The organism is Streptomyces sp. NPDC059008, from assembly GCF_042749045.1.
Lineage (GTDB): Bacteria > Actinomycetota > Actinomycetes > Streptomycetales > Streptomycetaceae > Streptomyces.
The window spans coordinates 1-13,039 of the sequence record NZ_JBHYJC010000043.1 but is presented as its reverse complement, the minus strand read 5'-3'; the positions used below and the strand labels follow the sequence as shown (position 1 = coordinate 13,039).

General features: G+C 70.8%; 13 protein-coding genes and 2 tRNA genes. 4 read left to right on the top strand and 11 right to left on the bottom strand.

What is annotated here, in order from left to right:
- Positions 1 to 17 precede the first annotated feature (17 nt).
- Positions 18 to 1,577, bottom strand: a complete 1,560-nt coding sequence (gene purF, locus ACFWZH_RS32355) for an amidophosphoribosyltransferase (RefSeq protein ID WP_384439410.1) — start codon at positions 1,575 to 1,577, stop codon at positions 18 to 20.
- A 495-nt stretch (positions 1,578 to 2,072) separates the two neighbouring features.
- Here purF and ACFWZH_RS32350 point away from each other — a divergent pair, with 495 nt between their 5' ends.
- Complete coding sequence (locus ACFWZH_RS32350) at positions 2,073 to 3,554, top strand: sulfatase (protein ID WP_384439407.1); 1,482 nt, start codon at positions 2,073 to 2,075, stop codon at positions 3,552 to 3,554.
- 24 nt (positions 3,555 to 3,578) lie between these two features.
- Here the strand turns inward: ACFWZH_RS32350 and ACFWZH_RS32345 are convergent, their stop codons facing one another.
- The 4 genes from ACFWZH_RS32345 to purS form a co-directional block, all read right to left on the bottom strand.
- Positions 3,579 to 4,373, bottom strand: a complete 795-nt coding sequence (locus tag ACFWZH_RS32345) for a sterol carrier family protein (protein ID WP_384439404.1) — start codon at positions 4,371 to 4,373, stop codon at positions 3,579 to 3,581.
- Between the two features lie 100 nt (positions 4,374 to 4,473).
- Positions 4,474 to 6,723 carry a phosphoribosylformylglycinamidine synthase subunit PurL gene (gene purL, locus ACFWZH_RS32340; protein ID WP_384439402.1) on the bottom strand — a complete coding sequence of 750 codons (2,250 nt, stop codon included), beginning with the start codon at positions 6,721 to 6,723 and terminating at the stop codon, positions 4,474 to 4,476.
- The gene (purQ, locus tag ACFWZH_RS32335; protein ID WP_384439399.1) at positions 6,720 to 7,400 is read right to left on the bottom strand and encodes a phosphoribosylformylglycinamidine synthase subunit PurQ; all 681 of its coding nucleotides are present in this window, start codon (positions 7,398 to 7,400) and stop codon (positions 6,720 to 6,722) included. Before purQ ends, purL begins: the two co-directional genes overlap by 4 nt.
- Positions 7,397 to 7,660: a phosphoribosylformylglycinamidine synthase subunit PurS gene (gene purS, locus ACFWZH_RS32330; RefSeq protein ID WP_384439396.1), complete on the bottom strand. Its 264-nt coding sequence runs from the start codon at positions 7,658 to 7,660 to the stop codon at positions 7,397 to 7,399. The genes purQ and purS overlap by 4 nt, the downstream gene beginning before the upstream one ends.
- A 300-nt stretch (positions 7,661 to 7,960) precedes the next feature.
- On the opposite strand from purS, the gene ACFWZH_RS32325 reads away from it, so the two are divergent.
- The 3 genes from ACFWZH_RS32325 (at position 7,961) to ACFWZH_RS32315 (ending at position 8,623) form a co-directional block, all read left to right on the top strand.
- The gene (locus ACFWZH_RS32325; protein WP_026170169.1) at positions 7,961 to 8,281 is read left to right on the top strand and encodes an Lsr2 family protein; all 321 of its coding nucleotides are present in this window, start codon (positions 7,961 to 7,963) and stop codon (positions 8,279 to 8,281) included.
- A 119-nt stretch (positions 8,282 to 8,400) separates the two neighbouring features.
- Positions 8,401 to 8,472 (top strand) — tRNA-Gly (locus ACFWZH_RS32320).
- Between the two features lie 75 nt (positions 8,473 to 8,547).
- A tRNA-Gly gene (locus tag ACFWZH_RS32315) sits at positions 8,548 to 8,623 on the top strand.
- A 142-nt stretch (positions 8,624 to 8,765) separates the two neighbouring features.
- Here the strand turns inward: ACFWZH_RS32315 and ACFWZH_RS32310 are convergent.
- From ACFWZH_RS32310 to ACFWZH_RS32285, 6 genes are all read right to left on the bottom strand, one after another.
- Positions 8,766 to 9,524 (bottom strand): methyltransferase domain-containing protein, encoded by a 759-nt coding sequence (locus tag ACFWZH_RS32310; RefSeq protein ID WP_384439393.1) that lies wholly within the window; start codon positions 9,522 to 9,524, stop codon positions 8,766 to 8,768.
- A complete protein-coding gene (locus tag ACFWZH_RS32305; protein ID WP_384439390.1) occupies positions 9,521 to 10,147 on the bottom strand; it encodes a hypothetical protein in 627 nt (208 codons plus the stop codon). The genes ACFWZH_RS32310 and ACFWZH_RS32305 overlap by 4 nt, the downstream gene beginning before the upstream one ends.
- On the bottom strand, positions 10,107 to 11,156 hold the full coding sequence (locus tag ACFWZH_RS32300) for an alpha/beta fold hydrolase (RefSeq protein WP_384439387.1): 1,050 nt from the start codon (positions 11,154 to 11,156) through the stop codon (positions 10,107 to 10,109). Before ACFWZH_RS32300 ends, ACFWZH_RS32305 begins: the two co-directional genes overlap by 41 nt.
- Positions 11,153 to 12,043, bottom strand: a complete 891-nt coding sequence (locus tag ACFWZH_RS32295) for an HTTM domain-containing protein (RefSeq protein ID WP_384439385.1) — start codon at positions 12,041 to 12,043, stop codon at positions 11,153 to 11,155. The genes ACFWZH_RS32300 and ACFWZH_RS32295 overlap by 4 nt, the downstream gene beginning before the upstream one ends.
- Positions 12,044 to 12,120: 77 nt before the next feature.
- Positions 12,121 to 12,318: a hypothetical protein gene (locus ACFWZH_RS32290; protein WP_384439381.1), complete on the bottom strand. Its 198-nt coding sequence runs from the start codon at positions 12,316 to 12,318 to the stop codon at positions 12,121 to 12,123.
- A gap of 197 nt (positions 12,319 to 12,515) precedes the next feature.
- The gene (locus ACFWZH_RS32285; protein ID WP_384439378.1) at positions 12,516 to 12,788 is read right to left on the bottom strand and encodes a helix-turn-helix transcriptional regulator; all 273 of its coding nucleotides are present in this window, start codon (positions 12,786 to 12,788) and stop codon (positions 12,516 to 12,518) included.
- Positions 12,789 to 13,039: the final 251 nt, after the last annotated feature.

The following is a 13,039-nucleotide window of genomic DNA, read 5'->3' as shown; positions in this document are numbered from 1 at the left end:
TCGTGTGTGTACGAGCTCTACGGGCGACGCAGCGCGTCGGCGCCGCCGACCCCGGCAGTGAGCGTCTGGACGCCGTCCACGTCGGACTTCGTCGGGGCCGCGGTCTCCGACTCCAGGAGGTGCTTGCCCAGCAGCTCCGGGTCGGGCAGCTCCATCGGGTACTCACCGTCGAAGCAGGCGCGGCACAGGTTCGGCTTGTCGATCGTGGTCGCCTCGATCATGCCGTCGATCGAGATGTACGCGAGCGAATCGGCGCCCAGCGACTTCCCGATCTCCGCCACGCTCAGACCGTTGGCGATCAGCTCCGCGCGGGTGGCGAAGTCGATGCCGAAGAAGCACGGCCACTTGATCGGCGGGGAGGAGATCCGGATGTGGACCTCGGCCGCGCCGGCCTCGCGGAGCATCCGCACGAGCGCGCGCTGGGTGTTGCCGCGGACGATCGAGTCGTCGACGACCACCAGGCGCTTGCCGCGGATGACTTCCTTGAGCGGGTTGAGCTTGAGGCGGATGCCGAGCTGGCGGATGGTCTGCGAGGGCTGGATGAAGGTCCGGCCGACGTAGGAGTTCTTGACCAGGCCGGATCCGTAGGGGATGCCGCTGGCCTCGGCGTACCCGACGGCGGCGGGGGTACCGGACTCCGGCGTCGCTATCACCAGGTCGGCGTCGGCCGGGGCCTCGGCGGCCAGCTTGCGGCCCATCTCCACCCGGGAGAGGTACACGTTGCGGCCGGCGATGTCGGTGTCCGGGCGGGCGAGGTAGACGTACTCGAAGACGCAGCCCTTGGGGCGGGCCTCGGCGAAGCGGCTGCTGCGCAGGCCGTCCTCGTCGATGGCGACCATCTCGCCGGGCTCGATCTCGCGGATGAAGCTGGCACCGCAGATGTCCAGGGCGGCGGTCTCGGAGGCGACCACCCAGCCGCGCTCCAGGCGGCCGAGGACCAGCGGGCGGATGCCCTGCGGGTCCCGGGCGGCGTAGAGCGTGTGCTCGTCCATGAAGCAGAGCGAGAAGGCGCCCTTGACCTTGGGCAGGACGCGCGGGGCGGCCTCCTCGACGGTCAGCGGCTTGCCGTCCTCGTCGACCTGGCCGGCCAGCAGGGCCGTCACCAGGTCGGTGTCGTTGGTGGCCGCGACCTGCGTCGCGCGGCCGCCCTCGCGGGGCAGCGCGGCGACCATCTCGGCCAGCTCGGCGGTGTTGACCAGGTTGCCGTTGTGGCCGAGCGCGATCGAGCCGTGCGCGGTGGCACGGAACGTCGGCTGGGCGTTCTCCCACACCGAGGCACCGGTGGTGGAGTAGCGGGCATGGCCCACGGCGATATGGCCCTGGAGGGAGCCGAGGGAAGTCTCGTCGAAGACCTGGGACACCAGGCCCATGTCCTTGAAGACGAGGATCTGGGAGCCGTTGCTCACTGCGATGCCCGCGGACTCCTGTCCACGGTGCTGCAGCGCGTACAGCCCGAAATAGGTGAGTTTGGCGACCTCTTCACCCGGAGCCCAGACACCGAAGACGCCGCAAGCGTCCTGGGGGCCCTTCTCGCCGGGGAGCAGGTCGTGGTTGAGTCGTCCGTCACCACGTGGCACGCCCCCGAGTCTAGGGCAGGTCGCGGATTCATCCGAACCGGGGATGGGTCCGCTCCTGGAGGAGTGCATGAACGGCGCGTTAAGCATGCTTGACGTGCTCACGGCCACACGGCCAGGATTTCTGCCCATGCAGACCCCGCAGCCCTTGGCGCGCCTGGCCGGCCGCCGGGCGCCCCACCGCGCCGAGCGTCTCGTGCGGCGCCGCCATGTCGACTTCGGTCGCATCGCCGGCGACCTCTGTCGCTGAGCACCGGCGTGGTGGCCGTGGGTGATGACGATCTCGCCCGCATGTCTGCGGTGCCCACTCTGAGCTGCGCCTTCTCGCGCTTTTAGACACTCACCCCGAATGACGGGTTTTCCACGTATGCGGCTTATACCGCATACGTGGCCCTGCACGGCCGTGTGAGATACGCGACGCCCCACTCCCCCGCCGTCCCCGGAGGAGCCGGCACGCCGCGGCACGGCCCCGAACGATCTTCCTGGAGAGCCGAACCGATGTCTTCCGTCGACCCCGCACCCCCTTCCGTGCCCGAAGAGCCCGAAGGCTCCGAAAAGCCCTCCGGCCTCTCCCGGCGTGCCTTCGGGGGCCTGGCCGGCGGCCTCGGTGCCGCGGCGGCCGTGGGCGGACCGGCCCTGGTGGCGGGCGCGTCCGGCGCCGCTGCCGCCGCACCGCCACAGCCCCGTGAGCGGGCCTTCCGCGCCGCCCCCGCCCGTCGCTCACGACGCCCCAACATCCTGTTCATCCTGGGCGACGACCTGGGCTGGGCCGACCTCTCCTCCTACGGCTCGCCCCATATCCGTACGCCCCACCTGGACCGGCTGGCCCGCCAGGGCGTCCGCTTCACCCAGGCGTACGCCGGATCCGCCACCTGCTCGCCCACCCGCTTCAGCCTCTACACGGGCCGCTATCCGGGCCGTACCGAGGGCGGGCTGGCGGAGCCCATCGCCGACCGGAGCGTGGGGCTCGACCCGAACCACCCCACTCTCGCCTCGCTGCTGCGCACCGCCGGCTACGACACCGCGCTGATCGGCAAGTGGCACTGCGGCTACCTGCCCGACCACAGCCCCACCAAGTCGGGCTGGAACACCTTCTTCGGCAACTTCGGCGGAGCGCTGGAGTACTACTCCAAGCTGGGGCTGGCCGGGGAGTACGACCTCTACGAGGGCGACGCCGAGTACAAGGACCTGCGCTACTACACGCGGATCATCACCGAGCGGGCCGTCGACTACGTCGAGCGTGAGCACACCGCGCCCTGGCTGCTCAACCTCAACTTCACCACTCCCCACTGGCCGTGGATCGCCGACGGCGACGAGGAGGAGAGCGCGGAGATCGTCCGCAGGATCAAGGCGGGCGAGCCGGGCGCGCTCTTCCACCGGGACGGCGGCTCGCTGGAGAAGTACCGGGAGATGGTCGAGGACCTCGACCGCTCGATCGGCGACGTCCTGGCCGCCCTGCGGCGCTCCGGCCAGGAGGAGGACACCCTGGTGTTCTTCGCGAGCGACAACGGCGGCGAGCGCTGGTCGTACAACTGGCCGCTGTCCGGCAACAAGGCCTCGCTCCAAGAGGGCGGCATCCGGGTGCCGACCATCGTGCGCTGGCCCGCCCGGCTGGACGCCGGCCAGGTCAGCCATGAGCCGGTGTTCACCCCGGACTGGACCGCCACCCTGCTGGAGATCGCCGGCACCCGGCCGGACCGCGGCCACCCGCTGGACGGTACGAGCCTGGCGGGCTACCTGCTGCGCGGTGAGCGCCTCGCCGCACGCGATCTGTTCTGGCGGGTGCGCGGGGAGCGGGCGCTGCGCCGCGGCGACTGGAAGTACTACCGGGGCAAGGGCGGCAAGGACCAGCTCTTCCACCTCACGCACGACCCCCGCGAACAGGCCGACAAGGCGGCCGCCGAGCCGCGGGTGCTGGAGCGGCTGCGGGCGGCCTGGGAGGCGGTGGACAAGACGCTGCTGCCCTATCCGAAGGGGTGACGCCGGGGCGCCCGGCTCCCCCGCTCAGCTCATCACGGGCAGCGACCGGCCGATGTCGGCCCGCTCCCCACTGGCGGTGACGGTCGCCGCGGCCAGCTCCTCCGCCCAGGTCGTACGACCGGTGGCCAGACGGATCCAGGTGAGCGGGTCGGTCTCGACGACGTTCGGCGGGGTGCCGCGGGTGTGCCGGGGACCCTCGACGCACTGGACGACGGCGAACGGCGGCACCCGGAGCTCCACCGACCCGCCGGGCGCCTTGGCGGCCAGCGCGTCGGCCAGCAGCCGGGTGGTGGTGGCCAGGGCCTGGCGGTCGTAGGGGATCGTCACGCCGGTCGCCGCCGCCAGGTCGTCGGTGTGGACGACCAGCTCGACACAGCGGGTGACCAGATAGTCGGCCAGCCGCATCGCGCCGACCCGGGTGGGCAGCGGCCGGTCCTCGAACGAGGGCGGCACGGCCTCGGCGAACTGCTCGGCGGTACGGGCGAGCAGCTCCACGGGCTCGTCGGCGGCGACGGCCCGGGTGTCGTCATCGATCCCGGAGGCCAGCGGCGCGGTGGCGAACGGCCAGTCCAGCAGGGCGGTCTCCGCCTGCGCCGGGGCCGGCCGGCGAAGATTGCCCGGCACGCTGCCGACCACCATCGACAGATGCCCCACCAGCTCCCGCACCGACCAGTCGCCGAGCCGGGTGGGCAGCGCGAACTGCTCGGGCGTCAACTCCCCCACGGCCGTCCGCACATGCGCGAACTGCGCACCGACGGCGGCGCGGGTCTTTGCGGGGTCGTAGCTGCGGGTGCGGGACGTACCTCGGGCGGGAGACATGCGGCCGAGGCTACTGGGGGCGGGGGCGAGCCGCCCGGGATATTCGGGAGGGGAGCCGCGGCCCGCGCCTACAGGGCGAGCCGCGACTCTCCTCCACCGATCAGGCGATCAGGCCCGGAATGGTGCCCTCGTGTGCCGTGCGGAGCTCGCTCAGCGGGATGCTGAACTGCCCCTGGACGTCGATCTCCGCGCCGTCGACCACACCGATCCGGGTGGCCGGCAGCCCCCGCGCACCGCACATGTCGGTGAAGCGGAGCTCCTCGCTGCGCGGGACGGCGACGATCGCCCGGCCCGCCGACTCGGAGAAGAGCAGGACGAAGGGGTCCAGCCCGTCGGGCACGACGAGGCGAGCGCCCCGGCCGCCCCGCAGGCACGACTCCACCAGCGCCTGGATCAGACCGCCGTCGGAGAGGTCGTGCGCCGCGTCGACCATGCCGTCGCGCGAGGCCGAGATCAGGATCTCCGCCAGCACCTGCTCACGGGCCAGGTCGACCTTCGGCGGAAGCCCGCCGAGGTGGTCGTGCACGACCTGCGACCAGGCCGAGCCGCCCAGCTCCTCCCGGGTGTCACCCAGCAGGTAGATCAGGTGGCCCTCGTCCGCGAACGCGATCGGCGTGCGGCGGTTGACGTCGTCGATGACGCCGAGCACCGCGACCACCGGCGTCGGGTGGATCGCCACGTCACCGGTCTGGTTGTACAGCGAGACGTTGCCGCCGGTGACCGGCGTGCCCAGGGTCTGGCAGGCGTCGGCGAGACCACGCGTGGCCTCGGCGAACTGCCACATCACCGCCGGGTCCTCGGGCGAGCCGAAGTTCAGGCAGTCGGACACCGCCAGCGGCTTGGCCCCGGACGCGGCGACATTGCGGTACGCCTCGGCCAGCGCCAGCTGGGCACCGGTGTACGGGTCGAGCTTGGCGTACCGGCCGTTGCCGTCGGTGGCCACCGCCACGCCGAGGTTCGAGTCCTCGTCGATCCGCACCATGCCGGAGTCCTCCGGCTGCGCGAGCACGGTGTTGCCCTGGACGAACCGGTCGTACTGGTCGGTGATCCACGCCTTGGACGCCTGGTTGGGCGAGCCCACCAGCCTCAGGACCTGCGCGCGCAGCTCCTCGGGGTTCGCCGGCCGCGCCAGCTCGGCCGCGTCGTCCGCCTGGAGGGCGTCCTGCCACTCGGGGCGCTCGAAGGGCCGGTGGTAGGTCGGCCCCTCGTGGGCGACGGAGCGCGGCGGCACGTCCACGATCTGCTCGCCGTGCCAGAAGATTTCCAGCTGCGAGCCGTCCGTCACCTCACCGATGACGGTCGCGATGACGTCCCACTTCTCGCAGATCTCCAGGAAGCGGTCGACCTTGCCCGGCTCGACGATCGCGCACATCCGCTCCTGGGACTCGCTCATGAGGATCTCCTCGGGCGAGAGGGAGGAGTCGCGCAGCGGCACGGTGTCCAGCTCGACGCGCATACCGCCGGAGCCGGCCGAGGCCAGCTCGCTGGTGGCGCAGGACAGCCCGGCGCCGCCGAGGTCCTGGATGCCGTCGACCAGGTTCTCCTTGAAGATCTCCAGGGTGCACTCGATGAGCAGCTTCTCCTGGAAGGGGTCACCGACCTGGACGGCGGGCCGCTTGGCGGGCTTGCTGTCGTCGAAGGTCTCGGAGGCGAGCACGGAGACGCCGCCGATGCCGTCGCCGCCCGTGCGGGCGCCGTAGAGGATGACCTTGTTGCCGGCGCCGGACGCCTTGGCGAGGTGGATGTCCTCATGCTTCATCACGCCCACGCAGAGCGCGTTGACCAGCGGGTTTCCCTGGTAGCAGGGGTCGAAGACGACCTCGCCGCCGATGTTGGGCAGGCCCAGGCAGTTGCCGTAGCCGCCGATGCCGGCGACGACGCCCGGCAGGACGCGCTTGGTGTCGGGGTGGTCCGCGGCGCCGAAGCGCAGCGGGTCCATCACGGCGACCGGGCGGGCGCCCATCGCGAGGATGTCGCGCACGATGCCGCCGACGCCGGTGGCCGCGCCCTGGTAGGGCTCGATGTACGAGGGGTGGTTGTGCGACTCGACCTTGAAGGTGACCGCGTAGCCCTGGCCGACGTCGACGACGCCCGCGTTCTCGCCGATCCCGACGAGCATCGCGTCGTTCTCGGGGGCCTTCTCGCCGAACTGCTTCAGATGGACCTTGCTGCTCTTGTAGGAGCAGTGCTCGGACCACATGACGGAGTACATGGCGAGCTCGGCGCCGGTGGGACGGCGGCCGAGGATCTCCCGGATGCGCGCGTACTCGTCCTGCTTCAGGCCCAGTTCGGCCCACGGCTGGTCGACGTCCGGCGTCTCGGCGGCGTGCTTGACCGTGTCCAGCGTCATGCGTTGACCAACTTCTTCAGGATCGAGGTGAAGAAACCCAGGCCGTCGGTACGGCCCGTACCGATCAGCGGCTCGACGGCGTGCTCGGGGTGCGGCATGAGGCCGACGACGTTGCCCGCCTCGTTGGTGATGCCGGCGATGTCGCGGAGCGAGCCGTTCGGGTTGCCGTCGAGGTAGCGGAAGGCGACCCGGCCCTCCGCCTCCAGCTCGTCGAGGACCCGCTCGTCGGCGACGTAGCGGCCGTCGATGTTCTTCAGCGGTACGGAGATCTCCTGGCCGGCCGTGTAATCGGCGGTCCAGGCGGTGTCCGCGTTCTCCACCCGCAGCTTCTGGTCGCGGCAGATGAAGTGCAGATGGTTGTTGCGCAGCATGGCGCCCGGCAGCAGGTGGGTCTCGGTGAGCACCTGGAAGCCGTTGCAGATGCCGAGGACCGGCATACCGGCCCTGGCCTGCTCGATAACGGTCTCCATCACCGGCGAGAAACGGGAAATGGCCCCGGCCCGCAGGTAGTCGCCGTAGGAGAACCCGCCGGGCAGCACCACGGCGTCGACCTGCTTGAGGTCCTTGTCGCGGTGCCACAGCGGCACCGCCTCGGCGCCGGCCACCCGGACCGCGCGCTGGGTGTCGCGGTCGTCGAGCGTGCCGGGGAAGGTGATGACTCCGATGCGAGCGGTCATGACCCGGCCTCGGCCGTTTCGTCGACGCGAACGGTGAAGTCTTCGATGACGGTGTTGGCGAGGAAGGTCTCGGCCATCTCTTGGATGCGAGCGAGGGCGGCGTCGTCGACCGGACCCTCCACCTCAAGTTCGAAACGCTTGCCCTGACGGACGTCGGCGATCCCCTCGAAACCCAGGCGTGGCAGTGCGCGCTGCACCGCCTGCCCCTGCGGGTCGAGGATCTCCGGCTTGAGCATGACGTCGACTACGACGCGTGCCACTGGCACTCCCGGTGGTGTGGTGCGTAAGGCGGTGTCCTCACAGTACCGCGTTCGAAAATCTACGCGCATAGATATGCAGGGCGGCCGATCACGGTCCGGTATCGGCGGGAGTGCACCCCAGGGAAAATTCTCGAAAAGATCCGGAGTCGGGATTGCAGGAAGACACGCTGACAAAATTAACTGGGCTTCACAATGCAATGCCCATCGCTGTACAAATGAAAAAGCATTGATCCCAATCAGCCGGATCCGGAGCATCACTCCATGTCAACAAGGGGTTGCTCCACGAAAGGACCGATATCCGTGGCGCAGCGCGTAGTAGTAACGCTCTCCGATGACATCGACGGAGGAGAAGCCGCAGAGACGGTCGCCTTCGGATTGGACGGGAAGTCGTACGAGATCGACCTCAATCCCGCCAATGCGAAGAAACTGCGCGGCGCGCTCGCTCCCTTCGTCGAGGCCGGCCGCAAGCGGGCCAAGTCCGGCAAGGCCTACCACCGGACCGCGGTGACCCCCGACCCCGCGGCCGTCCGGGCCTGGGCCCGTTCGAACCAGATGGACGTCCCGCCGCGCGGCCGGATCCCGAAGAAGGTCTACGAGGCCTTCAACGCCGCCAACCACTAACCGACTTGCCGGCGTCCCGCGGGGCGGGCGCAGCCGACTTGCACAGCACCCCTACTGATCAGCTAGAGTCTGGAGCACGCCGAGGGGCGAGGCCGGAAGGCCGGACCTCACGGAGTCACGCGGGTGTAGCTCAGTAGTAGAGCGCCCCCTTTCCAAGGGGGAGGCGCAGTGTGCAATCCCTGTCACCCGCTCTGACAGCCTCGACCTCTCCATTGGATCAGGTAGAGTAGCTGTCGCGCCGCTCGGTGAAAGCCGAGTGGATGCCTGCGGACGTAGCTCAGTTGGTAGAGCGCAACCTTGCCAAGGTTGAGGTCGCGAGTTCGAGCCTCGTCGTCCGCTCCAGAAAGAAAAGGCCCCGGTCATCGCGACCGGGGCCTTTTTTGTCGCCGGGAGCGGTTTGTGCCGCCGGGCCCGTCCCCCGGCGACCGACCCGGCCCCGCCGACCGGGCGGCTTTGCCCGGCCGGCGGCATTGCGGACGCCGCCCTAATTCGGTTTCCGGTAGATCGCGACGTACATCGGCGCCCCGACGGCGTACGGGGTCCCGGTCCAGTCGGCGCTGCGGCGGACGGGCTCCAGGCCCGCCTCGTCCGCGTAGGAATCCACCTCGCCGGGAGATGTGAGACGGCTCACTTCGGTGCCGATGCGGAAGGAGCCGTTCGCCAGCCAGATGTGCGAGGCCTGCCACAGGGCCTGCTTCTCGTCGATCATCCAGGAGGTCAGCAGGCCGGTGTCCGGCTCGGGGTAGGGCACGAAGAAGGTCGTCGCCACCCTGCCGTCGGCGGTCGCCAGGACGCCCTGGGGGTTGTGCGTCTCGATCACCAGATGGCCGCCGGGGGCGAGGCGCTCGGCCATGCGCCGCACGGCCTGCCGCTGCTCGTCGGGGTCGAGCAGCATCGAGAGGGTGCCGCAGACCGCGTAGACCAGCTCGTAACGGCGGTCGTCCTCGTAGGTGCGCAGATCGCCGTGCACGGCCTCGACGTCGGCGCCGGACCCGGCGACCGCGGCCCGCAGGCGCTCCAGCATCTCGGGCGAGGAGTCGACGCCCACGACGGAGCCGATGCGGGCGGCGAGGGGCAGTGCGATCCGGCCGGTGCCGACGCCGAGTTCGAGGGCGGCGCCGGGGCCGGGCAGCAGTCCGGCGAGGGTTTCGGCGACGCGCTCGGCCGACTCGTCCTTGGGGAAGATCTCGTCGTAGAACGAGGCGAACTGGTGGCCGTATCCGATGTCGTCGATGCGCGTCATGCTGCCGTCTCTTCCTGTTGCGCCTGCGCGGGTGCGTCCTGTCGCGCCGGTGCCGGCGCGGCGACCGGGATGAACTGGGAGGTGAACAGGTAGGTGGGGGCTTCGGAGTGGTCGTGTCCGCTGTACTGGACGATCAGGAACTGGAACCCGCGGACCGTCGGCCAGGCCGCCGGGTCCGCCTCCTGGATGTGGCGGCGCACGAAGTCCCTGAGGAGTCGGAAGGGGACGGACCGCGGGACGTGCTCCCCCATCTTGCCGACGTACAGCGCGAGTTGGCTGCACAGGTCGAAGACCGCCTTGCTCTCGCGGCGTCGCGGGAACCACACGGCCTGGGTCCAGGTGCGTTCGACGATCTCCGAGGCCGGGAGCCACTGCGACTGGTCGCCCGAGGTGGACAGGGTCCGGTACAGCAGGTGGTAGTCGTGCCGGGAGGGGTTCGGGGCGAAGAAGCGCCAGTTGGGGATGAGCATGCCGAAGCGGTCGTACTGGCGCAGCCGGTCCAGGGTGGCGTTCGGGTGCTGACTCAGGGCGGTCGCGGCGAACCAGCCGGCCAGGCCGGCCTCGACGGCGCGCCGGGCGATCTCACTTCGCAGGGACGGCGGCTTCACCGGAGGCTTCGGCACGGTCCTGACTCCCCTCTGCACTGGGCCGGCAGCGTGTGACGAACCGGCGGACGAACTGGGCTGTTTCGGCGCAGGCGGACTCGCTGAGCAGGAGCTCGTCGTGTTCCACGCCATCGATCAGGAGCAACGCGCCGTCGGGCGCGGCGGCCACGATCTCGGTGTGCAGTGCGGCGTGCGCCGGGTCCTGCCGGTGCGTGGCGTGCGCGGCGACCAGGGCGACGGGGACGGTCAGCGGCGGCAGGACGGCCCCGCCGCGGAACTCGCGGTAGGTCGCCCGCCATTCGCGGACGGCCGCCGCCCACATCTTCCGGTCGCGGTACTGGTCGCCGGCGATCGGGCGCTCGTCCTCGGGCAGCCGGCTCAGCCAGGAGGGCGTGGGCAGCATCCAGCCCAGGCCCAGGCGGACGGAGAGCGGCAGCATGGCCAGCTGGGCCTGCAGCGACTCGGCGCCGCGCGCCTGGGCGGCGGAGCGCCGGAGCTCTTCGGGGTGGCTCGGGTCCAGCAGGACGACGCCGGTCACCTGGCCGGCGAGGGGTTCCAGTGCCCGCAGGGCCAGATATCCGCCCAGGGAGTGGCCGACGAGGATCACCTGGCGGTCCCCGCAGACTCCGCGGACCAGATCGGCCAGGTCCGCCACGGCCGAGGCCAGGGTGAAGTCGCGGCGGTCGCGGCGGCTGCTGCGTCCGTATCCGGCGCGGTCGTAGGAGAGCACGGCGTACTCCTCCTGGAACGCACGGCGCCACCACGACCAGTGGGCGGCGGTGGACACCATGCCCGGCTCGAAGACCAGGGCCGGGGGCCCGGGGGCGCCGGGCAGGGGTGCCTCGCCCCGGGGCTCGGTGAACCGGTAGGCCAGGAGGTTGCCCGCGCCGGTCCGCCAGATCGCCTCGTCGCCGTGGCCGCGGAGCACCCTGCGGTGCCTGCGGTACTGGGCGGCCAGGCCCGCGGCGGCGACCGCGGCGAGCACGGCGCCGGCGGCACCGGGCACGGTGTCGTGGCGGGGGCTCACCGGCCGGCTCCCGCTGCCGTGGCGGCCACGGCCGGCGCGAGGGCGGGCAGGGACGCCGTCGGCGCGGCCGGCCGGGCGCCCTGCACCACGTACAGCACCGCCGGGTAGGTCCCCAGGAACGCCCAGACGAACCGGGACAGTCCCATCACCCGGGCGTTGACCAGGTGGAAGGTCGCCGTCGTCGCCAGCATGGCCGGGGCGTGGCGGCCCTGGCGCAGGAAGATCAGCCCGAAGGCGCACTCGAAGGCCAGGACCGCGTGCGAGACGGCCTTTCCGGCCGTGGGGTAGCGGCTGATCAGCCGGTACGCGCCGGCGTCGCCGTAGGTCTCGGTGCGCAGGATGTGGGACAGGGCGGTACCGGCCCGCCATTCGGGGCCGCACAGCTTCACCAGGCCGGAGACCGTGTACGAGAGCGTCGACTGGAGCGCGACGTACCACAGACAGGCGTCGACGACGGCTGGGTTGCGCTGCCCGCAGCGGGCCACCGCGGACACCAGCTGGGTCTGGAAGGAGAGCTGGTCGGAGCCGTCCCCGCCGTACTGGTGATGCGGGTAGGTGGCCAGCGTGCTCAGTGCGAGGAAGCCATTGGCCGCGGCGCGCTGGCGGCGGCGCTCCCCCGGCAGCAGGAGCGTGGCGGCGGCGGCTATCCGGGCGCCGTGGATGATCCGCATGCTCGTCGGCTTCGCCAGCAGGTCCAGTGCCTTACGGGCGACCGGCGGCAGGTCGGCGAAGTTGTCCCGGACGACCTCCCAGTTGTTCAGCCCGCCCGGCCGCCGGTCGCGCTCGGCGGGCAGCGCCTCCAGGCTGCTGAGGAGGGAGGTGACGGCGGTGATCCGCTCGGTGGCGGCCAGCGCCCGGTGCCGGCCGATGGCTGGAGAGGAGAACACCCTCCTCAGGACAGCGGGAACCTTCATCGCTACCTTTCGTCGTCGTCCTCGTCTCCAGCCATGGCCCACGTGCTGGGTCAGCCCTTGATGCGCGGGGCGGGGGCGGCGCCGCCCCAGATGCCGCGGGTGGCCACGGTGACCGAGACGACGCCCGTCGCAATGGCGGGGGTGGCGAGCACCGGAGCCGTGATGGCCTCAGCGGTCCACTCCGCGGCGGTGATGGGGGCCGCGCACAGCTTGTCGTCGGCATTCACCTTGTTGAGCAGGGAGTTCACAGCGCTCTCCGTTTCTTGAGGTTGCTCGGAATTTCTCGGTACTTCTCGGTCCCTCTCGGTATTCGCGGCACCGGCCCGTACGAGCCGAAGGTCCCGTGAATAAACGAAGCCGGTCCCGCCCGGCCCGACAGGCCTGGAGGAAATCGGCCACCTGCAGCTCATCACGATTGCGGTGGCCGCTCCATTGCCTCTTTGGGCTATGCCGCTCCCGGCTGGAGGGCGTCGTGATGGACGGTGGCGAGCAGGGCCGCCTCAAGGCGCGAGCGGACGCCCAACTTGCGGGTGATGCTGGTCAGATGAGCCCGTACGGTGCGCTCGGCGACGCCGAGGTGCTGGGCCAGCGAACGGTTCGAGGGGCCGCCCGCGAGGAGCAGCAGCACCTCGCGCTCGCGGGTCGTGAGAAGTCCGAAGTCCGGTGCCGGGGAGCGCCGCACGTCCCCGATCGGTACCTTTGCCAACTGCTGTGCCACTGCGTTTTCCCCCTGCCTCGGCGAACCACCAAGAAGGACGCGTCGGCCATTCGGTCGGTGATTCGGTCGGTGATTCGACCGACCGCGTCCTGGTCCGCAGCATTTCAGCCGGCGTCGCGGCCGCCCATCCGGATCTTTTCCTCCCCCCGAAGTGGGGGGGGGGGGGGGGCGGCCCCCCCCCCCCCCCACGCGGAGATTTTAGGGGGGGGGGGTCGCGGTGGTATATAAAAAAAAAAAAAAAGACCGCAAGA

What these genes read in the sequence shown, in the direction of transcription:
- ACFWZH_RS32350 (WP_384439407.1), top strand. Translation starts at nt 2,073, where the DNA reads ATGTCTTCCGTCGACCCCGCACCCCCTTCCGTGCCCGAAGAGCCCGAA.
- ACFWZH_RS32345 (WP_384439404.1), bottom strand. Translation starts at nt 4,373, where the DNA reads ATGTCTCCCGCCCGAGGTACGTCCCGCACCCGCAGCTACGACCCCGCA.
- purL (WP_384439402.1), bottom strand. Translation starts at nt 6,723, where the DNA reads ATGACGCTGGACACGGTCAAGCACGCCGCCGAGACGCCGGACGTCGAC.
- purQ (WP_384439399.1), bottom strand. Translation starts at nt 7,400, where the DNA reads ATGACCGCTCGCATCGGAGTCATCACCTTCCCCGGCACGCTCGACGAC.
- ACFWZH_RS32310 (WP_384439393.1), bottom strand. Translation starts at nt 9,524, where the DNA reads ATGACGCGCATCGACGACATCGGATACGGCCACCAGTTCGCCTCGTTC.